The sequence below is a fragment of the Comamonas sp. Z1 genome, assembly GCF_008121555.1.
Classification (GTDB): domain Bacteria; phylum Pseudomonadota; class Gammaproteobacteria; order Burkholderiales; family Burkholderiaceae_C; genus Comamonas; species Comamonas thiooxydans.
On sequence record NZ_VOQT01000004.1, the window covers coordinates 285,424 to 306,107 of the forward strand.

Below are 20,684 nucleotides of genomic sequence, written 5' to 3' on the forward strand. Positions count from 1 at the left end.
CGCCTGATCGCGAGACAAGCATATGGTTGAAATTGAACTGGACGGAAAAAAGGTCGAGGTGACGGAAGGCAGCATGGTCATGCATGCAGCCGAGAAGGCCGGCACCTACATTCCTCACTTCTGCTACCACAAGAAGCTATCCATTGCGGCCAACTGCCGCATGTGCCTTGTGGATGTGGAAAAGGCTCCCAAGCCCATGCCCGCCTGCGCCACGCCAGTGACGCAAGGCATGATCGTGCGCACCAAGAGCGAGAAGGCCATCAAGGCACAACAGTCGGTGATGGAGTTCCTGCTCATCAATCACCCGCTGGACTGCCCCATCTGCGACCAGGGCGGCGAATGCCAGCTCCAGGATCTGGCAGTGGGTTATGGCAGCAGCTCTTCGCGCTACGAAGAAGAAAAGCGCGTGGTGTTCCATAAGAACGTGGGGCCGCTGATTTCCATGGAGGAAATGAGCCGCTGCATTCACTGCACACGTTGCGTGCGCTTTGGCCAGGAAGTGGCCGGCGTCATGGAACTGGGCATGATTCACCGCGGCGAGCACTCCGAGATCACCACCGTGGTGGGCGATAGCGTGGACTCCGAACTGTCGGGCAATATGATCGACATCTGCCCCGTGGGCGCGTTGACCAGCAAGCCCTTCCGCTACAGCGCCCGTACCTGGGAACTGTCGCGCCGCAAGTCGGTGGCTCCGCACGACTCCACAGGCTCCAACCTGATCGTTCAGGTCAAGAACCACAAGGTCATGCGCGTTGTGCCCTTCGAGAACGAAGAAGTCAACGAATGCTGGATTGCCGACCGCGACCGCTTCTCCTATGAGGCGCTGAACAGCGACGAACGCCTCACCAAGCCCATGCTCAAGCAGGGCGGCGAGTGGAAGGAAGTCGACTGGCAGACCGCCCTCGAATATGTGGCCAACGGCCTGCAGCAGATCAAGAGCAACCATGGCGCCAGCGCCATCGGCGCTCTGGTCAGCCCTCACAGCACAGTGGAAGAGCTGTTCCTGGCCGGCAAGCTGGTGCGCGGCATCGGTAGCGAGAACATCGACTACCGTCTGCGCAATGCCGAGTTCGCTGCCACGCAAGGCGTGCAGTGGCTGGGTCTGCCCATCGCTGCATTGAGCAATCTGCAGTCGGCTCTGATCGTGGGCTCCAACCTGCGCAAGGACCATCCGCTGTTCGCACAGCGCATTCGCCAGGCTGCCAAGAAGGGCTGCAAGGTCTTCGCCATCAACGATCGCATCCATGACTGGGCCTTGCCCGTCAACGCATCGGTGGTTGCTGCCGGCGACTGGGCTCAGGCTCTGGCCGATGTGGCTGCTGCCGTGGCCGAAGCCAAGGGTGTCTCGGCACCCGTGGCCGGTCAGGCCCATGACGAAGCCAAGGCGATTGCCGCTGCATTGCTGGCTGGCGAGCAAAAGGCCGTGCTGCTGGGCAATGCCGCAGCGCACCATGCTCAGGCTTCTGCACTGCTGGCTCTGGCCAGCTGGGTTGCCGAACAGACCGGCGCTGCCGTAGGCTATCTGACCGAAGCCGCCAACACCGTGGGCGCGCAATGGGTCAAGGCCATGCCTGCTGGCAACGGTCTGAATGCGGCTCAGATGATTGGCGGTGGCCTGAAGGCTGCCATCTTGCTGAACAACGAGCCCGAGTTCGACAGCGCTGCCGGCAAGGCCGCCATCGCTGGTCTGAACAAGGCCGAGATGGTGGTGACTCTGAGCCCCTTCAAGGCCAATCTGGAATTCAGCGATGTGCTGCTGCCCATTGCTCCGTTCACGGAAACCTCGGGCAGCTTTGTCAACGCCGAAGGCCGTCTGCAGAGCTTCCACGCCGTGGTCAAGCCTCTGGCCGACACGCGTCCTGCATGGAAGGTACTGCGCGTGCTGGCCAACCTGATGGGTGTGCCGGGCGTGGACTATGAGACATCGCAGGACGTGCTGGCTGAGGCTACCGGCGGCGCTGCCCAAGTGCCAGCCAATGTGCTGAGCAACGCGGCCCAGGCCGTGAGCGCAGTGCCCGCCGGCAATGTGACAGCGCCTGCAGTCGCCAGCATTTACCAGCTCGACAGCATCGTGCGCCGCGCTACGTCGCTGCAATTGACGGCTGACGCTCGTCAGGTTCGTGAGGGAGGCGCCGCATGATCGACGCATTGAAAGCTTGGGGCGCGGGCCTGTCCGCCGCTCCTTTCTGGACCGATGTGGCCTGGCCCGTCATCTGGATTCTGCTCGGCATCGTGGCCATCGTGGCTCCCCTGATGGGTGCCGTGGCCTACCTCACGCTGTGGGAACGCAAGCTGCTGGGTTTCATGCAAATCCGTCTGGGCCCCAACCGCGTGGGTCCTTCGGGTCTGCTGCAGCCTCTGGCTGACGGCCTGAAGCTGCTGACCAAGGAACTGATTCAGCCCACGGCAGCTGCCAAGGGCCTGTTCTATGTGGGCCCCGTCATGGCCATCATGCCGGCCCTGGCGGCCTGGGTGGTGATTCCCTTTGCCCCCGATGTGGCCCTGGCCAACGTGAACGCAGGTCTGCTGCTGCTGATGGCCATCACTTCCATCGAAGTCTATGGCGTGATCATTGCGGGCTGGGCTTCCAACTCCAAGTACGCCTTCCTGGGCGCGCTGCGTGCCTCGGCCCAGATGGTGAGCTACGAAATCGCGCTGGGCTTCTGTTTCCTGGTGGTCATCATGGTCACGGGCAGCATGAACCTCTCGGCCATCGTGATGAGCCAGGGTCAAGGTCAGTTCGCATCCATGGGCATGAGCATCCTGTCCTGGAACTGGCTGCCCCTGCTGCCCATCTTCATCGTCTACCTGATCTCGGTCGTTGCCGAAACCAACCGTCACCCGTTTGACGTGGTCGAAGGCGAAGCCGAAATCGTGGCTGGTCACATGGTCGAGTACTCGGGCATGGGCTTTGCGGTCTTCTTCCTGGCCGAATACGCGAGCATGTGGCTGGTTTCCATCCTGGCCGTGATCATGTTCCTGGGCGGCTGGCTGCCTCCGTTCGACTTCCTGGGTTTCATCCCCGGTTGGATCTGGCTGGCGATCAAGACCTTCCTGGTGGTGTCGTGCTTCATCTGGATTCGCGCTACCTTCCCGCGCTTCCGTTATGACCAGATCATGCGTCTGGGTTGGAAGATCTTCATTCCCGTCACCCTGGTGTGGCTGGTGGTTGTGGGTGCTTGGCTGTACTCGCCCTGGAACATCTGGAAATAAGCGGAGTACGTATGTCTGCAGTAGCTGCAACACCTTTCTCCTTCAAGGATTTCCTCAAGAGCTTCATGCTCTGGGAACTGGCCAAGGGCATGGCCCTGACTGGCCGCTACACCTTCCGTCGCAAGATCACGGTGCAGTTCCCTGAGGAAAAAACACCTCAGTCGCCACGCTTCCGTGGTCTGCACGCCCTGCGCCGTTACGAAAACGGCGAAGAGCGCTGCATTGCCTGCAAGCTTTGCGAAGCCGTGTGCCCTGCCATGGCCATCACCATCGAGTCCGATGTGCGTGACGACGGCTCGCGCCGTACCACGCGCTACGACATTGATCTGACCAAGTGCATCTTCTGTGGCTTCTGCGAAGAAAGCTGCCCGGTGGACTCCATCGTGGAGACGCACATCTTCGAATACCACGGCGAAAAGCGCGGTGATCTCTACTTCACCAAGGACATGCTCCTGGCAGTGGGTGACCGTTATGAAGCCGAGATCGCTGCCAACAAGGCGGCAGATGCCAAGTACCGCTGAAGCGGCTCCTTGATCACTTGAAAAGATTCGATCCATGGACGCCAAAACTGGTTTTTTCTATCTGTTCTCGGTCGTGCTGCTGTTTGCAGCCTTCCGGGTTGTCACGGCTCGCAACCCTGTGCACGCCGTGCTCAATCTGATTCTGGCCTTCTCGCAAGCTGCCGCCATCTGGCTGCTGCTCAAGGCTGAATTCCTCGGCATCGCTCTGGTGCTGGTCTATCTGGGCGCTGTGATGGTGCTGTTCCTGTTCGTGGTGATGATGCTCGATATCCGTATCGACTCCATGCGCCGCGGCTTCTGGAAGCATTTCCCGTTCGCCGCCCTGATCGGTGTGCTGATCGCCTTTGAAATGGGCATGGTGCTGATGGGCGGTTTCGGCGACGTCGAAGACGCCAAGGCTGTTGGTACGACCATGGTCAATGCAGCCGGCCAGACCGTTCCTTACTCGAACACACAGGCTCTGGGCAAGCTGCTATACACGGAATACCTGTATCCCGTGGAAATTGCGGCCGTGATCCTGCTGGTGGCCATGATTGCAGCAATTGCCCTGACGCTGCGCAAGCGCAAGGACAGCAAGGCCATGAACCCTGCAGATCAAATTCGTGTACGAGCCTCTGACCGCATCAAGCTGGTCAAGGTCGACAGCACCAAGCCTGCACAAAAACCTGACGCTGAAGCCGCGGCTGCAGCGCCTGCTGTGGAGACAAAAGCATGACGCTGACTTTGGGCCACTTCCTGACGCTGGGTGCCATGCTGTTTGCACTCTCCGTGGTTGGCATCTTTCTGAACCGCAAGAACCTGATCGTCTTGCTCATGGCCATCGAGCTGATGCTGCTGGCCGTGAACATGAACTTTGTCGCGTTTTCCAGCTATCTGGGCGACATGCACGGCCAGGTGTTCGTGTTTTTCATCCTGACAGTGGCTGCTGCTGAATCGGCCATCGGTCTGGCGATCTTGGTGCTGCTGTTCCGTAACAAGACAAGCATCGATGCGGAAGATCTCAACGCCCTCAAGGGTTGAGTCCGCCGTAACTTGCAAGGTTCTCAAGAAATGAGTCAAACCCTTTCTGCATCCATGCTGCTTGCGGTGCCGTTGGCACCGCTGGTCGGCTCCGCACTCGCGGGTATCTGGGGCACGGCCTTTGGCGGCAACAAGATTGGTCGCACCGGCAGCAGTTCCCTGACGATTCTGAGCGTGCTCCTGGCCTTCGTTCTGTCGGCCCTCACGTTCAAGGCTGTCGTGTTCGACGGCGCAAAGTTCAACGAAACCATCTACACCTGGATGGTTGTCGGTGGCCTGAAGATGGAAGTCGGTTTCCTGATCGACTCCATCACGGCCATGATGATGTGCGTGGTGACCTTTGTGTCGCTGATGGTTCACATCTACACCATGGGCTACATGGAAGAGGATGACGGCTACAACCGTTTCTTCTCCTATATCTCGTTGTTCACCTTCTCCATGTTGATGCTCGTGATGAGCAACAACCTGCTGCAGCTGTTCTTCGGCTGGGAAGCCGTGGGCCTGGTGTCCTATCTGCTGATCGGCTTCTACTACAAGAAGCCTACGGCCATCTTCGCGAACCTGAAGGCCTTCCTGGTCAACCGCGTGGGTGACTTCGGCTTCATTCTGGGTATCGGCCTGATTGCTGCCTATACCGGCACGCTGAACTACTCTGAAATCTTTGCCAAGCTGCCAGAGATCCAGAACACCCAGCTGCCCGGTACGGGCTGGTTGCTGGTGACCGTGACTGCCATCTGCCTGTTCATCGGCGCGATGGGCAAGTCGGCCCAGTTCCCGCTGCACGCCTGGCTGCCGGACTCCATGGAAGGTCCCACGCCTATCTCCGCGCTGATTCACGCGGCGACCATGGTGACGGCCGGCATCTTCATGGTGTCGCGCATGTCTCCTCTGTATGAGCTGTCGGATGTTGCGCTGAACTTCATCCTGGTGATCGGCTCCATCACAGCGCTGTTCATGGGTATTCTGGGCATCATCCAGAACGACATCAAGCGCGTGATTGCGTACTCCACGCTGTCCCAGCTGGGCTATATGACCATCGCTCTGGGTGTGTCGGCCTACTCGGTGTCCGTGTTCCACCTGATGACCCACGCCTTCTTCAAGGCGCTGCTGTTCCTCGGTGCCGGCTCCGTCATCATGGGCATGCACCACAATCAGGACATCCGCTGGATGGGCGGCGTGCGCAAGTACATGCCCATCACCTGGATCACCTTCCTGCTGGGTAACCTCGCGCTGATCGGCACGCCGTTCTTCTCGGGCTTCTACTCCAAGGATGCCATCATCGAGGCGGTTCACGCTTCCAACCTGCCTGCTGCCGGCTTTGCCAATTTTGCAGTGCTGGCCGGTGTGTTCATCACGGCTTTCTACTCCTTCCGTCTGTACTTCATCGTCTTCCACGGCAAGGAGCGCTACGACCAGAACCCCGATGCCCACCATGATGACCACCACGGTCATGACGACCACGGCCATGGCCATGATGCCAAGCCCCACGAGTCGCCTCTGGTGGTGACCGGTCCTCTGGTGCTGCTGGCCATTCCTTCGGTGGTAATTGGTGCGATTGCATTGATGCCCATGCTGTTTGGCGACTTCTTCAAGGGCGTGATCCACGTCGATGGCTCCAAGCATGGCGCCATGGCCGAACTGGCCGAGCAGATCCACGGCTGGGTGCCCATGGCTCTGCACGGCTTCACGGCTGCACCGTTCTGGCTGGCTCTGGCCGGTGTGGTGGTGTCCTATGTGTTCTACATGGTCAAGCCCGAGATTCCTGCCGCCATCATGGCTTTCTCCAAGAAGATTGGTCTCTACCAGGTTCTGGAAGGCAAGTACGGCGTGGACTGGGTGTACGAGAACATCTTCGCCCGCGGCTCCCGTGCCTTCGGTACCTTCTTCTGGAAGGCCGGCGATCAGGCCATCATCGATGGCGCCATCGTGAACGGCTCCTGGAAGCTCATGGCCAAGTTCGGTCAGTGGGTGCGCGGCCTGCAAACAGGCTATCTCTATCACTACGCGTTGGTCATGCTGCTGGGTATCGTTGCCCTCATGACGTACTTCGTGTGGCTCAACAAGTAGTAGGGGAAGAACAAAAATGGGTTTGTTGAGTCTTTCTATCTGGGTGCCGATTGCTTTTGGCGCCCTCCTGCTGGCCTTCAGCAAAGAAGGGCAGGCCAACGCGGTGCGCTGGCTGGCACTGATCGGTGCGCTGATCGGTTTTGCGGTGACCATTCCTCTGGTCACCGGCTTCGACACCACGACTGCCAATATGCAGTTTGTGGAGAACGCGCTCTGGATTGAGCGCTTCAACATCCACTACCACCTGGGAGTGGATGGCATCTCCATGTGGTTTGTGCCGCTGACGGCCTTCATCACCGTCATCGTGGTGATCGCCTCCTGGACCAATATCACCGAGCGCGTCAACCAGTACATGGCCGCTTTCCTGATCCTGTCGGGTCTGATGATCGGTGTGTTCGCGTCTCTGGATGGCATGCTGTTCTATGTGTTCTTCGAAGCGACTCTGATCCCGATGTATCTGATCATCGGTATCTGGGGTGGTCCTAACAAGATCTACGCAGCCTTCAAGTTCTTCCTGTACACCTTGATGGGCTCGCTGCTCACGCTGGTCGCTCTGATCTATCTGTACACCCAGTCGGGCGGCAGCTTCGAGATCCTGGACTGGCACAAGCTGCCCCTGTCCGGTACCGCACAGACGCTGATCTTCTTCGCCTTCTTCGCCGCTTTTGCGGTGAAGGTGCCCATGTTCCCGGTCCACACCTGGCTGCCCGACGTTCACGTTGAAGCCCCTACCGGCGGCTCCGCCGTGCTGGCCGCCATCATGCTGAAGCTGGGTGCCTATGGTTTCCTGCGCTTCTCTCTGCCCATTGCTCCCGATGCGGCGCATGAGTGGTCGGGCCTGATGATCACGCTGTCGCTGATTGCCGTGATCTATGTGGGGGTGGTGGCTCTGGTGCAAAAGGACATGAAGAAGCTGGTGGCTTATTCGTCCGTGGCTCACATGGGCTTTGTGACCCTGGGCTTCTTCATGTTCAACAACCTGGGCATCTCCGGTGGCCTGGTGCAGATGATTGCCCACGGTTTCGTGTCCGGCGCCATGTTCCTGTGCATCGGCGTGCTGTACGACCGCGTTCATTCGCGTGAAATCGCCGCTTACGGCGGTGTGGTCAACACCATGCCCAAGTTCGCTGCCTTTGCCCTGCTGTTTGCCATGGCCAACTGTGGTCTGCCTGCAACCGCCGGTTTTGTCGGCGAGTGGATGGTGATCCTGGGTGCCGTGCAATACAACTTCTGGATTGGTCTGGGCGCTGCAACCGCTCTGATCTTCGGCGCTGCCTACACCCTGTGGATGTACAAGCGCGTGTACCTGGGTGCCGTGGCCAACGACCATGTGGCTGAACTCAAGGACATCAACTGCCGCGAATTCCTGGTGCTGGGCCTGCTGGCCGCGGCCGTGCTGGTCATGGGTCTGTATCCCAAGCCCTTCACCGATGTGATGGATGTGTCTGTGGCAGAGCTCATCAAGCATGTGGCTGTGAGCAAGCTCAACTGACCAGACTGAAACGAGAGACACGAGATGATTGACAACATCAGCTGGCTGGCGATCTACCCGGAGATCACTCTCCTGGTCATGGCCTGCGTCATTGCCTTGGTGGACCTGGGCGTCAAGAGCGCCCGTCGCACCGGCACCTATGTTCTGACCATGCTCACCCTGCTTGTCGTGGCGGTGATGCAAGGCATGTACGCCGCGAGCGGCAATACCTTCTACGGCTGGGGCAACATGGTTGTCTCGGACGCCATGGGCAACTGGCTCAAGTGCTTTGCCACTATCGCCGTGATGATCACCATGGTCTACGGCCGCCCTTATGCGGCCGAGCGCGACATGCTGCGCGGCGGTGAGTTCTTCACACTGTCCATGCTGGCCCTGCTGGGCATGTTCATCATGATCAGCGGCAACAACTTCCTGGTCCTGTATCTGGGCCTGGAGCTGCTGACACTGTCCAGCTATGCGCTGGTGGCTCTGCGCCGTGACCACACCGTGTCCGTCGAAGCCGCCATGAAGTACTTCGTCCTGGGTGCCATGGCTTCCGGCTTCCTGCTGTACGGCATGTCCATGCTCTACGGTGCCACCGGTTCGCTGGATATCGGACAGGTCTTCAAGGCCATCAATTCCGGTGAAATCAAGCACCAGGTGCTGGTCTTCGGTCTGGTCTTCGTGGTCGCCGGTCTGGCCTTCAAGCTGGGTGTGGTTCCCTTCCACATGTGGGTGCCCGACGTCTACCAGGGTGCACCTACCGCCATCACCGCCCTGATCGGCGGCGCGCCCAAGCTGGCTGCCTTTGCCATGACCATCCGCCTGCTGGTGGACGGCCTGCTGCCGCTGGCCATCGATTGGCAGCAGATGCTGATGGTGCTGGCCGTCTGCTCGCTGCTCATCGGCAACCTGGCCGGTCTGCAGCAGACCAGCCTCAAGCGCATGCTGGCTTACTCGACGATTTCCCAGATGGGCTTTGTGCTGCTGGGTCTGATGTCGGGTGTGGTGGACGGCAAGGTCGATCCTGCCACCGTCGAAAACGCCTACAGCTCGGCGATGTTCTACATCGTGACCTATGTGCTGACCGCTCTGGCTTCCTTCGGCGTGATCCTGCTGCTGGCCCGCGAAGGCTTTGAAAGCGAAGAGATCGCCGATCTGGCCGGTCTGAACCAGCGCAGCCCGCTGTACGCCGGTGTGATGGCCATCTGCCTGTTCTCCATGGCCGGTATTCCTCCGCTGGTCGGCTTCTACGCCAAGCTGTCCGTGCTGCAGGCCCTGGTCGCTTCGGGCAGCAGCCTGTACATCGGTCTGGCCGTGTTTGCCGTGATCATGTCGCTGATCGGTGCCTTCTATTACCTGCGCGTGGTCAAGGTCATGTACTTTGATGCTCCAATCACTGCTACCAGCGTGTCTGCTCCTCTGGATGTGCGCGTTGTGCTGACGATCAACGGTGCGCTGGTTCTGCTGCTGGGCATACTGCCTGGCGGTCTGATGGCCTTGTGCGCTGACGCCGTTGTGCGTGCCCTGGCTTCCTGATAAGACGAACGTGATGAGGGCTTGATGCCCTCATCGCTTTTTCTAGGAATGGCTTTGTGTCTATAACCGCCTCTATCTGGCTCATCATCTTGGCTGCCCTTGTGGCAGCCAATTTGCCTTTTATCAACCAGCGTCTGGGCATTGTCGGCCCCGTCATGGCCGGTCGCAAGCCGCTGTGGGTGCGCCTGCTGGAAATGATTGCCCTGTATCTGCTGGTGGGCGGCCTGGGCTTGCTGCTGGAGCGCCGCGCCGGCCAGATATCTCCCCAAGGCTGGGAGTTCTATGCCATTACTGCTACGCTGTTTTTGACGCTGGCATTTCCCGGCTTCGTTTATCGCTATCTGGTTCACCGCAAGGGTTGAGTGGCGCCATGAAAGTGCTTGATCTTCACTGCCCTGCAGGCCATGTCTTTGAAGGCTGGTTTGCTTCGGAAGATGATTTTCAGAATCAGCTGCAGCGCAAGCTGGTGGAATGTCCTGTTTGCGGCGACAGTGATGTGACCAAGCGCTTGAGTGCTCCCCGTCTCAATCTGGGCGCACAGCCGCCAAAAACTGCCCCGACTGCAAAACCGGCTCCTGCCGCAGCGCCGGAGCTTTCCGTCGCCGTACCCGAGATCAGCGCCGAGGCGCGGGCACATCTGCAGTCCATGCATGCCGCCTGGATGCAGTGGTCGCGCCAGGTTGCGCAAAATACCGAGGACGTCGGCAAAAAATTCGCCGAAGAGGCGCGCCGCATTCACTACGGTGAAACCGAGGAGCGCGCCATTCGCGGCCAGACCAGCGCCCAGGAGGCCATGGAGCTGCTGGAAGAGGGCATTGGCGTTCTGCCCCTGGCCTTGCCCGAGTCGGCCAGTGGCGAAGGCGGCAGCGGCAGCCTGCAATAAGACAACCCCGCTTCCGGTCAGCGCCCTGCGGCTTCAGCTCAGTTGCTGATAGATCGCGTTGGCCAGAGTCTGCAGGCGCTCGCGCGGCAGGGAGGCACTCAAGGCATAGCCTTGCCGGCCATCGATCCAGTAAAAGCCATGGCTTGCACCGTCGCTGCTCCATTGAAAGGACGCAGGGGCGGAGGTGGCTGCCGTCCCGGGCTTGAGCACCGAGACATACAGGGTGACGCGCTGGCCGGCCTGATCCTCGTACATGAACTGGGCGCGGGCCTGGCCGGTCTCCCCGGGCAGCAGCCGCCCGCCCATGAGATGAAAGCCCTGGGCTTCCAGCACCGGCGGCTTGAGCGCAACTCCCAGCCGCTTGGACAGCCACTGCACCAGATGCGCCTGCTGCTGTGCCGCGACCTCGACGGGGTGGCGCTGCTCGGGCACATAGACGGCATGGGCCGCAGCCGCCTCGCGGACAAAGCCTGGCAACTGCACGGCCGTGTCGGCCGGCAGTGAGCCGGATTTTTGCTGGCCTGCACCATAGCCAAGTCCCAGGCCCACGCTGAGCATGATGCCTGCGGCCAGCGCATGTTGCCAGCGCCACTGCAGCGCCGGCTTTTGCAGGGATAGTATGAGCCGGGGCGGGACCGGCTCTTCGAGCAATTGCGCATGCAGAGCCTGAAGGCCCGCGTTCTGGGCCTGAATGGCGGCCATGCGCGCTGCTTCTTCGGGGTGTTCGGCCAGCCATTGCGCCACGGTCGCAGCGGCATCGGGCTGTAACTCTCCATCCACCCAGGCATGCAGCGTGGTTTCATCGGGGCGCTGGGGTGTCATTGCACTTTCCTTCATTTGACAGCCCTCAACACGGTCGTCGCGGGTCTTTCTCCTTCCATGAGGCGCCTGAGCTGCTCGCGGGCGCGCGAGAGGCGCGACATCACCGTTCCCACGGGAACGCCCAGCATCTGCGCGGCTTCGCCATAGCTGAACTGCTCCATGCCGATCAGCAGCAGCACCTCGCGTGCCTGCGGCGTGAGATGGGACAGGGCCCGCTCCAGATCCAGCTGCAGCGTCAGTCTGGGCATGGGGTCGTGAGGCGTGTCCTGCGCCTCGTCAAGCGCCACCATGCGATGCCGCGACGACTGCTGCCACTGATTGGCATAGAGGTTGTGCATCAAGGTCAGCAGCCAGCTGAGCAAGGCTTTTTGCACCTGCTCGGCCGAGGCGGCTGCCGGCGGCTGCCACAAGGCCCACTTCTGGCAGGCGCGCTCCAGGGTGTCCTGCACCAGATCGTCTGCCAGCGCGGCATCGCCCGCCAGCGCACGCGCATAGCGGCGCAGGCGGGGAATATGGACCAGGGCGGCGTCGACCTTCACTCAGGGCTTGGCGACATGCCAGCTATTGTTGAGGAAGCCGTCACCCGTCATGTCGCCGGGCTTGGCATCCTTGACCCAGTGATAGAGGGGGCGGCCCTTGTAAGCCCATTGCTTGCTGCCGTCGTCGCGCATCACCACGCTCCAGTCGCCGATTGGCGCCGCATTCGCGGGGGCCATCAAAGGCGGCCAGTTGGTGGCGCAGCCGCCGTTGCAGACGCTTTTGCCGGAGCCTGCGGCATCCTTGTCAAAGACGTAGAGCGTCATCTGGGTCGGTCCGACCAGCACGCCGTTGAGGGTGGTGGCAGGGGATTTTGCCGAAGTGACCGAGCCGGTCGAGCAGGCCGCCAACAGGGCGGCGGAAGCTAGCGTCAGAGAAGCGATGCGAAACATGAGGTCTCTCCTTGTGGTTGACCTGCAGTAAACAGTTCTGCAAGGGGTTTTATTCCATGCGTTTTCACGCAGGAACTCAAGAGCAGCGCGACAGGTCTTGCAGGCATGGCCTCAGGCATCGATTGCTGAATAATTTGATAGCTGCTATCGCCTATTGAGTATTTATTTCATGGATAAAAGAACATGAAATTCATATGAGGCAATCGGAAGCAGCTTTTAAATTTATAGCGATATGGCTGTTCTTTGTCGCCCTTGGTTTTTGAGGGCGACAAATGGCAAGCATATTTGCGAGCATTGGGCTAGTAACCCAGTTACTCCAGTGGGAATTGAGCGACTCAGGGTTTACGGCATCAGGGCCAATCTGGGGAGAGCTGTGCTATGAGGGCACATTTCGCCCAGTCTTATTAATATTGATAGCGCAATATGTATAAGGCATAAGCTTTTTTAGAGATTCCGAAGTGGATGCTGATATTCCTGGGGATGCCGCTGTCTCTGACGTGACTTGCAGTTGCGATGAGTTTGAAGTTTGCAGTTACTTCTGTTGTTGCTATTTGTTTTATGGAGGGTTAGGGAAAGCATAAGTCCGACGGCTCTTCATTCCTAGGAGTTTCCCGCTGCGGCACTGCAGCATGAAAGACCAAGATGCCGCTCAGGCAGAGGAAGTACATCAAGTTGCTCCCCTCTTTGTTTTGCAGCATTCAGGACTGACGGCCAGCGCATGAGCGACCTTATTCTCGAAACTAGGCAACTCACCAAAGAGTTCAAAGGCTTTACCGCCGTCAGCAAGGTGGATCTGGCCGTGCAGCGTGGCTCCATTCACGCGCTGATCGGGCCCAATGGAGCGGGCAAGACTACTTGCTTCAATCTGCTGACCAAGTTTCTGGAGCCCACTTCCGGGAGCATCCAGTTCAACGGGCTGGACATTACCCGCGAGGCGCCGGCACAGATTGCGCGACGTGGCGTGATTCGCTCGTTTCAGATTTCCGCCGTGTTTCCTCACTGCACCTTGCTGGAGAACGTGCGCATCGGCCTGCAGCGCAAGCTGGGCACGGCCTATCAGTTCTGGACCAGCGAGAAGACGCTCAATCAGCTCAATGACCGCGCCATGGAGCTGCTGACCGAAGTCGGGCTGCAGGACCTGGCCGATGAAGTGACCGTGAACCTGCCCTATGGGCGCAAGCGCGCCCTGGAAATTGCGACCACGCTGGCCATGGAGCCCGAGCTGATGCTGCTGGACGAACCCACACAGGGCATGGGCCATGAGGACGTGGACCGCGTGACCCAGCTCATCAAGAAGGTCTCTGCCGGCCGCACCATCCTGATGGTGGAGCACAACATGAAGGTGATTGCCACCATCGCCGATCGCATCACCGTGCTGCAGCGCGGCGCCGTTCTGGCCGAAGGGCGCTACGAAGAGGTTTCGCGCAATCCGCAGGTGATGGAAGCCTATATGGGGACCACGGACGGACAGCTTCAGGGGGCGCATTGATCGTTCCCCCTGTGCCGCTTTGCGGCTTCCCCCGGAGGGGGACGGCAGCCTCGGTGCGGGGCGGCCCTTCCTCGCTGCCTCTTTGATGGTTTCGTGCGTGATTTGAGTGATACGAATGAATAAGACAAGTACTCCGGCGCTGGAAATTTCGGGACTCAATGCCTGGTATGGCGAGTCCCATGTGCTGCATGGCATGGATCTGGTGGTCAATCCCGGCGAGGTGGTGACCTTGCTCGGCCGCAATGGCGCAGGGCGCACTTCCACGCTGCGCGCCATCATGGGGCTGACCGGCTCGCGCAAGGGCTCGATCAGGATCAACGGCGTGGAAACCATTCACATGCCCACGCACAAGATCGCCCACCTGGGCGTGGGCTACTGCCCCGAGGAGCGCGGCATTTTCTCCAGCCTGTCCTGTGAAGAGAATCTGATGCTGCCGCCGCCGCTCAAGACCGGCGAGCCGGGGATGAGCATCGACGAGATCTATCAGATGTTCCCCAACCTCTATGAGCGCAGGAACAGCCAGGGCACGCGCCTGTCGGGCGGCGAGCAGCAGATGCTGGCCGTGGCGCGGATTCTGCGCACGGGTGCGCGCCTGCTGCTGCTCGATGAAATTTCCGAAGGCCTGGCCCCCGTCATCGTCCAGACCCTGGCCCGGATGATCACCACGCTGCGCGAGAAAGGCTACACCGTGGTGATGGTGGAGCAGAACTTCCGCTTTGCCGCCCCGCTGGCCGACCGCTTCTATGTGGTCGAGCACGGCCATGTCGCCTTGCGCTTCGGAGCCAGCGAACTGGACGAGAAGATGTCCGTGCTCAACGAGCTGCTGGGCGTCTGAGCCTTCAAGCACCTCCCATTCGTTCACAACAGAGATCCAACCCGTGGAGATAAAGATGAAAGCAAAACTGAGCGTTCTCTCTTGCATGCTGGCCGTGGCCGGTCTGTCCAGCCCCCTGGCCCAGGCCCAGGAAAAGGTGAAGATCGGTTTCGTCACCGATATGTCCAGCCTGTACGCTGACGTGGAGGGCAAGAACGGTGCGGTCGCCATGCAGATGGCGATCGACGACTTCGGTGGTAAGGCCCTGGGCCAGCCCATCGAGCTGGTCAGCGCAGACCATCAGAACAAGGCCGACATCGCTGCCTCCAAGGTGCGCGAATGGATTGATACGCAGGGTATCTCCATGGTCTTCAGCGGCACCAATTCCGGCACGGCACTGGCGGTTTCCCAGATCGCCAACGAGAAAAAGCGCGTTCACTTCAACAGCGGCGCGGGCTCTTCCGCGCTGACCAACGAGCAGTGCAACCCCTATACCGTGCACTACGCCTACGACACCGTGGCCCTGGCCAAAGGCACGGGCGGTGCCGTGGTGGATCGCGGCGGCAAGGACTGGTTCTTCCTGACGGCCGACTATGCATTCGGCCAGGCACTGGAGGCAGACACCACCAAGGTCATCAACGCCAAGGGCGGCAAGGTGCTGGGCTCGGTCAAGCACCCGCTCAATGCCTCGGACTTCTCGTCCTTCCTGCTGCAGGCGCAAAGCTCCAAGGCCCATATCCTGGGTCTGGCCAATGCGGGCGGCGACACCATCAATGCCATCAAGGCCGCCAAGGAGTTCGGCATCAACAAGACCATGAAGACCGCCGGTCTGCTGGTCTTCCTGACCGACATCCACAGCCTGGGCCTGAAGAACACCGAAGGCCTGCTGCACACCACCAGCTGGTACTGGGACATGAACGACGAATCGCGCAAGTTCGCCAACAAGTTCTTTGCCAAGACCAAGCGCATGCCTACCGATGTGCAGGCCGCCGACTACTCGGCCGTGATGAACTATCTGAAGGCCGTCGAAGCGGTGAAGACCACCAATGCCGACAAGGTGATGGCCCACCTCAAGAGCACGCCCATCAACGACTTCTACGGCAAGGGCGTGATCCGTCCCGACGGTACGTTTGCCCACGATATGTATCTGGTCGAAGCCAAGAAGCCCAGCGAATCCACCAAGCCCTGGGACTACCTCAAGGTGCTGACCAAGTTGCCTGCCGAGACGGTCTGGACGACCAAGGCCGAAACCAAGTGCGCGCTCTGGAAGTAATGGCACTACCGGTTTGATGCAGACCTCACCCTCACCAGCGTATCTCTCATGGAAATCTTCGGCGTTTCATTGCCCGGCCTGATGAGCCAGCTCCTTCTGGGGCTGGTCAACGGTTCGTTCTACGCAATTCTGAGTCTGGGCCTGGCCGTGATCTTCGGCCTGCTCAATGTCATCAACTTTGCGCATGGCGCCCTGTTCATGCTGGGGGCCATGTGCACCTGGATGGCCATGAGCTATTTCGGCATCAACTACTGGGTGATGCTGATCCTGTCGCCGGTGCTGGTGGGGATTCTGGGGGTGTTGATCGAGCGCTTCTTGCTGCGCTGGATCTACAAGCTCGATCATCTCTACGGCCTGCTGCTGACGCTGGGGTTGTCGCTGCTGATCGAGGGGGTGTTCCGCTCCGTCTATGGCGTCTCGGGCCTGGGCTATGACACGCCCGAGCTGCTCGAAGGCGCGACCAATCTGGGCTTCATGATCCTGCCCAATTACCGTGCCTGGGTGGTCGTGGCTTCCATCGTGGTGTGTGTAGCCACCTGGTTTGTGATCGAGAAGACGCGCATCGGCGCCTATCTGCGTGCCGGTACCGAAAATCCGCGCCTGGTCGAGGCTTTCGGCGTCAACGTGCCCGTGATGATCACGCTGACCTATGCCTTCGGTGCCGCGCTGGCGGCTTTTGCCGGCGTGCTGGCCGCTCCCGTCTACCAGGTCACGCCGCTGATGGGGCAGAACCTGATCATCGTGGTGTTTGCCGTGGTGGTGATCGGCGGCATGGGCTCCATCATGGGCTCCATCCTCACCGGTCTGGCGCTGGGTGTCATCGAAGGGCTGACCAAGGTTTTCTGGCCTGAAGCATCGTCCACCGTCGTGTTTTTCATCATGGTCATTGTTTTGCTGATTCGCCCCGCTGGCTTGTTCGGTAAAGAAAAATAAGAGGGGCACGACATGAAATCCAAGACGCTTGTTCAACGCATTGCCCCCGTGGGCTACGGCCTGCTGCTGCTGGGCCTGATCGTCGCGCCCTTCCTCGGTGCCTATCCGGTTTTTGTCATGAAGCTGATGTGCTTTGCACTGTTTGCTTCGGCCTTCAATCTCTTGCTGGGCTATACGGGTCTGCTGTCCTTCGGCCACGCCGCGTTTCTGGGCGGTGCGGCCTATGTGGCGGGCTACACCATCAAGGCCTGGGGCTTTACGCCCGAAGTTGGCATGTTGCTGGGTACGGCGGTCGGCGGTCTGCTGGGCCTGATCTTTGGCTGGCTGGCCATCCGTCGCCAGGGCATTTATTTCTCCATGATCACGCTGGCGCTGGCACAGATGCTGTTCTTTGTCGCGCTGCAGGCCAAGTTCACAGGCGGCGAAGACGGCCTGCAGGGCGTGCCGCGTGGCAAGCTGTTCGGCGTGATCGATCTGAGCAGCGATATGGTCATGTACTACGTGGCGCTGATCATTGTGGCAGCGGCTTTTCTACTCATCGTGCGCACCATCCACTCGCCGTTCGGGCAGGTGCTCAAGGCCATCAAGGAGAACGAGCCGCGTGCCATCTCGCTGGGCTATGACGTCAACCGCTTCAAGCTGCTGGCCTTTGTCATCTCTGCGGCCCTGACGGGTCTGGCCGGTTCCCTCAAGACCCTGGTGCTGGGCTTCGCCACTTTGTCCGATGTGCACTGGACCACCTCCGGTCATGTGATTCTGATGACGCTGATGGGGGGGCTGGGCACGCTGTCGGGTCCGCTGCTGGGTTCGGCGGTCGTCGTGGCGCTGGAAAACAAGATTGGTGAGTTCGGCAGCTTCCTGGCCCATGCAACCGGCGTGGAATGGTTCAGCACGCTGGGCGAGTCGGTCACCATCGTCACCGGCCTGATCTTTGTGCTCTGTGTGCTGCTGTTCCGCAAGGGCATCATGGGCGAGCTGATCGCCTGGCTGCAACGTCGCAAATAGGGCGCTTCACTCTCGCTACCAAGGCCGCATCTGCGGCCTTTTTTTATTGCCATGACTCAGATCAGGAGAGGGTAATTTTCAGAGATTTCTGAAATTGCTGGTACACGTTTGCAAGCGATGGACTTTATTTCTCACAACAATGGACTTTTTTTCTCATTTCAAAAGTGCCTGAGTGCAGCCGGATGCCGGTGCGCGTGCAGGCGCATACAGTTCGAGGTTCGATATGACACATCGGGAGCAGGCGCAGCCCTTGGCCGCGCGCATCTGGCTCTGGGTTCTGGGGGCGGCGCTGGCGCTTGCCGGCCTGTTCTTCTTGATAGGCGGTGGCAAGCTCATCAGCCTGGGCGGCAGCTGGTACTTTTTGCTCGCTGGCCTGGGGCTGCTGCTGTCCGGCGTGCAATTGGTTCGTCGCCGCGTGAGCGGTGCATGGTTCTACCTGGGCACTTTCGGCGCGACCGTGTTGTGGGCGCTGGCCGAAGTGGGTCTGGATTACTGGAGCCTGATTTCGCGCCTGCTGGCCTTGACCTTTGCTGCCGTGGTGGTGCTGGCCAGCATGCCCCTGCTGCGTAAGGCTGGTGAGCCGGGCAAGGCGTCGTCCAGCAAGCTGCCATTTGCTGCAGCGGCGGTCATGCTGGTGGCTGGCATGGCGGCCTTTGTGTCCATGTTCCAGATTCACCCCGAGGTGCAGACCCAGTCTACCGTGGCACGCAAGCCCGTGGATGCTGCCGGCGAGCAGAAGGACTGGAGCCATTACGGCAACAGCAGCAACAACGACCGCTTTGCCGCGCTGGATCAGATCAACGTGGACAACGTGAGCCAGTTGCAGGTGGCCTGGACTTTTCGCACCGGCGACATACCCAAGTCCACAGGCGCCGGCGCTGAAGACCAGACCACACCGCTGCAGGTGGGCGACAAGGTGTTTGTCTGCACGCCCAGCAACAACGTGATTGCGCTCGACGCCGACACCGGCAAGCAGCTGTGGCGTCATGACACCAACTCCCATGTGGGCGGTGTGTGGGAGCGCTGCCGCGGACTGGCCTACTTCGATGCGGATGCCGCACTGGCTCAGCCCAGCGTGCCGGGATCGACTCCCGTGCAGGCGGTGAGCCTGCCTGCTGGCGCCGCCTGCAAGCGCCGCATTCTGATGAACACCATCGATGCACGTCTGTTTGCCATCAACGCAGACAACGGCGAGTTGTGCGGCGAGTTCGGCGATCACGGCGTGGTCGACCTCAAGCAGGGCGTCGGCACTATTTCAAATCCCGCGTTCTACACCCTGACATCGGCGCCCACGGTGGCCGGCACCACGGTGGTGATCGGCGGCCGCGTGGCCGACAACGTACAGGTGGACATGCCTGGTGGCGTGATTCGCGGCTTCGATGTAATGACCGGCGCACAGCGCTGGGCGTTCGACTCCGGCTCGGCCACGCCCAATGAAGTGCTCAAGCCCGGCGAGACCTACACCCGCTCATCGGCCAATGTCTGGGCGGGAACGACCTACGACCCGAGCTCCAATACCGTCTACCTGCCCATGGGATCGGCTTCGGTGGACCTGTATGGCGTCACGCGCTCTGCAGCGGACCTGAAGTACGGTGCGTCCATCCTCGCGCTGGATGCTGCCACGGGCAAGGAAAAATGGGTGTACCAGACCGTGCACAATGACTTGTGGGACTTCGACCTTCCCATGGCACCCACGTTGATCGATTTTCCTCAGCAGGACGGCAAGACGACACCAGCGCTGGTGGTCGGTACCAAGGCCGGTCAGATCTTTGTGCTGGACCGCCACAGCGGCAAGCCGCTGACCAAGGTGGAAGACATTGCCGTCAAGCCCGGCCATATTCCCGGCGAAAAGTATGCCCCGACCCAGCCTCTGTCCGTGGGCATGCCGCAGATCGGCACCAAGACCCTGACTGAAGCCGATATGTGGGGCGCGACGCCGGTGGATCAGTTGATCTGCCGGATCAAGTTCAAATCCATGCGCTATGAAGGCCTGTTCACCACGCCTGGCACCGATGTGTCGCTGAGCTTCCCGGGTTCGCTGGGCGGCATGAACTGGGGCGGTCTGTCTGCGGATCCCGGCAATAATCTGATCTTTGTGAACGACATGCGTCTGGGCCTGTGGGTGCAGATGATGCCCCAGCAGAAAAAGGACAAGCTGTCCGACGGCGGCGAGGCGCCCAACACCGGCATGGGTCAGGTGCCGCTGGGAGGCACTCCCTATGCGGTGATCAAGGACCGCTTCATGTCGCCTCTGGGCATTCCTTGCCAGAAGCCTCCGTTCGGCACGCTGACCGCCATTGACATGAAGACCCAGCAAGTGGTCTGGGAGGTGCCCGTGGGCACGGTGCAGGATCAGGGTCCCATGGGCATCAAGATGCGCATGCCCATGCCTGTGGGCCTGCCCACATTGGGCGGCACGCTGGCGACCCAGGGCGGTCTGGTGTTCTTTGCCGGCACGCAGGATTACTACCTGCGCGCCTGGGATAGCGCCACCGGCAAGGAAATCTGGAAGAGCCGACTGCCAGTTGGCAGCCAGGGCGGCCCCATGACTTACAAGTCGCCCAGAACCGGCAAGCAATATGTGGTCATCTCGGCCGGCGGCGCCCGCCAGTCGCCCGACCGAGGTGACTATGTGATGGCCTACGCATTGCCCGATAGCGGCAAATAAGCGACGCAGGCATTGAACCGAACAGCCATGGCTCGTC

Annotated in this window: 19 protein-coding genes; 16 read left to right on the forward strand and 3 right to left on the reverse strand. The window is 60.3% G+C overall.

Translation table 11 applies throughout. The annotated features are described in order from the left end of the window. Nucleotides 1-22: 22 nt before the first annotated feature. The 10 genes from nuoG to FSY45_RS10250 are packed head-to-tail and all read left to right on the forward strand — an operon-like array spanning nucleotide 23 to nucleotide 10,714. Nucleotides 23-2,140, forward strand: coding sequence for an NADH-quinone oxidoreductase subunit NuoG (gene nuoG, locus FSY45_RS10205; RefSeq protein ID WP_003064390.1), 2,118 nt, complete (start codon nucleotides 23-25; stop codon nucleotides 2,138-2,140). Next, complete coding sequence (nuoH, locus tag FSY45_RS10210) at nucleotides 2,137-3,213, forward strand: NADH-quinone oxidoreductase subunit NuoH (RefSeq protein WP_003057825.1); 1,077 nt, start codon at nucleotides 2,137-2,139, stop codon at nucleotides 3,211-3,213. Before nuoG ends, nuoH begins: the two co-directional genes overlap by 4 nt. Before the next feature lie 11 nt (nucleotides 3,214-3,224). Beyond that, nucleotides 3,225-3,734, forward strand: coding sequence for an NADH-quinone oxidoreductase subunit NuoI (gene nuoI, locus FSY45_RS10215; protein ID WP_003057824.1), 510 nt, complete (start codon nucleotides 3,225-3,227; stop codon nucleotides 3,732-3,734). 34 nt (nucleotides 3,735-3,768) lie between these two features. Further along, nucleotides 3,769-4,449, forward strand: coding sequence for an NADH-quinone oxidoreductase subunit J (locus tag FSY45_RS10220; RefSeq protein WP_046461243.1), 681 nt, complete (start codon nucleotides 3,769-3,771; stop codon nucleotides 4,447-4,449). Further along, the gene (nuoK, locus tag FSY45_RS10225; protein WP_003057821.1) at nucleotides 4,446-4,754 is read left to right on the forward strand and encodes an NADH-quinone oxidoreductase subunit NuoK; all 309 of its coding nucleotides are present in this window, start codon (nucleotides 4,446-4,448) and stop codon (nucleotides 4,752-4,754) included. The genes FSY45_RS10220 and nuoK overlap by 4 nt, the downstream gene beginning before the upstream one ends. Nucleotides 4,755-4,784: 30 nt before the next feature. Then, nucleotides 4,785-6,821: an NADH-quinone oxidoreductase subunit L gene (gene nuoL, locus FSY45_RS10230; protein ID WP_171832483.1), complete on the forward strand. Its 2,037-nt coding sequence runs from the start codon at nucleotides 4,785-4,787 to the stop codon at nucleotides 6,819-6,821. Between the two features lie 16 nt (nucleotides 6,822-6,837). Beyond that, the gene (locus tag FSY45_RS10235) at nucleotides 6,838-8,313 is read left to right on the forward strand and encodes an NADH-quinone oxidoreductase subunit M (protein WP_003064396.1); all 1,476 of its coding nucleotides are present in this window, start codon (nucleotides 6,838-6,840) and stop codon (nucleotides 8,311-8,313) included. Nucleotides 8,314-8,337: 24 nt separating this feature from the next. Continuing rightward, entirely contained in the window at nucleotides 8,338-9,831 is a 1,494-nt protein-coding gene (gene nuoN, locus FSY45_RS10240; RefSeq protein ID WP_003064398.1) for an NADH-quinone oxidoreductase subunit NuoN, read from the forward strand. A 56-nt stretch (nucleotides 9,832-9,887) separates the two neighbouring features. Continuing rightward, nucleotides 9,888-10,193 (forward strand): DUF2818 family protein, encoded by a 306-nt coding sequence (locus FSY45_RS10245; protein ID WP_003057814.1) that lies wholly within the window; start codon nucleotides 9,888-9,890, stop codon nucleotides 10,191-10,193. 8 nt (nucleotides 10,194-10,201) lie between these two features. Continuing rightward, nucleotides 10,202-10,714, forward strand: a complete 513-nt coding sequence (locus FSY45_RS10250; RefSeq protein ID WP_046461244.1) for a DUF1178 family protein — start codon at nucleotides 10,202-10,204, stop codon at nucleotides 10,712-10,714. A 33-nt stretch (nucleotides 10,715-10,747) separates the two neighbouring features. Here the strand turns inward: FSY45_RS10250 and FSY45_RS10255 are convergent, their stop codons facing one another. The 3 genes from FSY45_RS10255 to FSY45_RS10265 are packed head-to-tail and all read right to left on the reverse strand — an operon-like array spanning nucleotide 10,748 to nucleotide 12,465. Beyond that, nucleotides 10,748-11,536, reverse strand: a complete 789-nt coding sequence (locus tag FSY45_RS10255; protein ID WP_034408804.1) for an anti-sigma factor — start codon at nucleotides 11,534-11,536, stop codon at nucleotides 10,748-10,750. Nucleotides 11,537-11,547: 11 nt separating this feature from the next. After that, nucleotides 11,548-12,075 carry an RNA polymerase sigma factor gene (locus FSY45_RS10260; protein ID WP_003064403.1) on the reverse strand — a complete coding sequence of 176 codons (528 nt, stop codon included), beginning with the start codon at nucleotides 12,073-12,075 and terminating at the stop codon, nucleotides 11,548-11,550. Then, on the reverse strand, nucleotides 12,076-12,465 hold the full coding sequence (locus FSY45_RS10265) for a hypothetical protein (RefSeq protein ID WP_003064405.1): 390 nt from the start codon (nucleotides 12,463-12,465) through the stop codon (nucleotides 12,076-12,078). 718 nt (nucleotides 12,466-13,183) lie between these two features. Here FSY45_RS10265 and FSY45_RS10270 point away from each other — a divergent pair. The 6 genes from FSY45_RS10270 (at nucleotide 13,184) to FSY45_RS10295 (ending at nucleotide 20,647) form a co-directional block, all read left to right on the forward strand. After that, a complete protein-coding gene (locus FSY45_RS10270) occupies nucleotides 13,184-13,954 on the forward strand; it encodes an ABC transporter ATP-binding protein (protein WP_003064407.1) in 771 nt (256 codons plus the stop codon). Between the two features lie 115 nt (nucleotides 13,955-14,069). Further along, a complete protein-coding gene (locus FSY45_RS10275) occupies nucleotides 14,070-14,789 on the forward strand; it encodes an ABC transporter ATP-binding protein (protein ID WP_003064410.1) in 720 nt (239 codons plus the stop codon). 55 nt (nucleotides 14,790-14,844) lie between these two features. Then, the gene (locus FSY45_RS10280; protein ID WP_003064413.1) at nucleotides 14,845-16,041 is read left to right on the forward strand and encodes an ABC transporter substrate-binding protein; all 1,197 of its coding nucleotides are present in this window, start codon (nucleotides 14,845-14,847) and stop codon (nucleotides 16,039-16,041) included. A gap of 48 nt (nucleotides 16,042-16,089) precedes the next feature. Continuing rightward, complete coding sequence (locus FSY45_RS10285) at nucleotides 16,090-16,974, forward strand: branched-chain amino acid ABC transporter permease (RefSeq protein ID WP_003057801.1); 885 nt, start codon at nucleotides 16,090-16,092, stop codon at nucleotides 16,972-16,974. A gap of 12 nt (nucleotides 16,975-16,986) precedes the next feature. Beyond that, a complete protein-coding gene (locus tag FSY45_RS10290; protein ID WP_039049930.1) occupies nucleotides 16,987-17,979 on the forward strand; it encodes a branched-chain amino acid ABC transporter permease in 993 nt (330 codons plus the stop codon). 223 nt (nucleotides 17,980-18,202) lie between these two features. Then, a complete protein-coding gene (locus FSY45_RS10295) occupies nucleotides 18,203-20,647 on the forward strand; it encodes a membrane-bound PQQ-dependent dehydrogenase, glucose/quinate/shikimate family (RefSeq protein ID WP_046461289.1) in 2,445 nt (814 codons plus the stop codon). Nucleotides 20,648-20,684: the final 37 nt, after the last annotated feature.

Bases quoted from the DNA above. Each gene is read 5' to 3' on its own strand.
- nuoG (WP_003064390.1), top strand. From the start codon at position 23: ATGGTTGAAATTGAACTGGACGGAAAAAAGGTCGAGGTGACGGAAGGC.
- nuoH (WP_003057825.1), top strand. From the start codon at position 2,137: ATGATCGACGCATTGAAAGCTTGGGGCGCGGGCCTGTCCGCCGCTCCT.
- nuoI (WP_003057824.1), top strand. From the start codon at position 3,225: ATGTCTGCAGTAGCTGCAACACCTTTCTCCTTCAAGGATTTCCTCAAG.
- FSY45_RS10220 (WP_046461243.1), top strand. From the start codon at position 3,769: ATGGACGCCAAAACTGGTTTTTTCTATCTGTTCTCGGTCGTGCTGCTG.
- nuoK (WP_003057821.1), top strand. From the start codon at position 4,446: ATGACGCTGACTTTGGGCCACTTCCTGACGCTGGGTGCCATGCTGTTT.
- nuoL (WP_171832483.1), top strand. From the start codon at position 4,785: ATGAGTCAAACCCTTTCTGCATCCATGCTGCTTGCGGTGCCGTTGGCA.
- FSY45_RS10235 (WP_003064396.1), top strand. From the start codon at position 6,838: ATGGGTTTGTTGAGTCTTTCTATCTGGGTGCCGATTGCTTTTGGCGCC.
- nuoN (WP_003064398.1), top strand. From the start codon at position 8,338: ATGATTGACAACATCAGCTGGCTGGCGATCTACCCGGAGATCACTCTC.
- FSY45_RS10250 (WP_046461244.1), top strand. From the start codon at position 10,202: ATGAAAGTGCTTGATCTTCACTGCCCTGCAGGCCATGTCTTTGAAGGC.
- FSY45_RS10255 (WP_034408804.1), bottom strand. From the start codon at position 11,536: ATGACACCCCAGCGCCCCGATGAAACCACGCTGCATGCCTGGGTGGAT.
- FSY45_RS10265 (WP_003064405.1), bottom strand. From the start codon at position 12,465: ATGTTTCGCATCGCTTCTCTGACGCTAGCTTCCGCCGCCCTGTTGGCG.
- FSY45_RS10270 (WP_003064407.1), top strand. From the start codon at position 13,184: ATGAGCGACCTTATTCTCGAAACTAGGCAACTCACCAAAGAGTTCAAA.
- FSY45_RS10275 (WP_003064410.1), top strand. From the start codon at position 14,070: ATGAATAAGACAAGTACTCCGGCGCTGGAAATTTCGGGACTCAATGCC.
- FSY45_RS10280 (WP_003064413.1), top strand. From the start codon at position 14,845: ATGAAAGCAAAACTGAGCGTTCTCTCTTGCATGCTGGCCGTGGCCGGT.
- FSY45_RS10285 (WP_003057801.1), top strand. From the start codon at position 16,090: ATGGAAATCTTCGGCGTTTCATTGCCCGGCCTGATGAGCCAGCTCCTT.
- FSY45_RS10290 (WP_039049930.1), top strand. From the start codon at position 16,987: ATGAAATCCAAGACGCTTGTTCAACGCATTGCCCCCGTGGGCTACGGC.
- FSY45_RS10295 (WP_046461289.1), top strand. From the start codon at position 18,203: ATGACACATCGGGAGCAGGCGCAGCCCTTGGCCGCGCGCATCTGGCTC.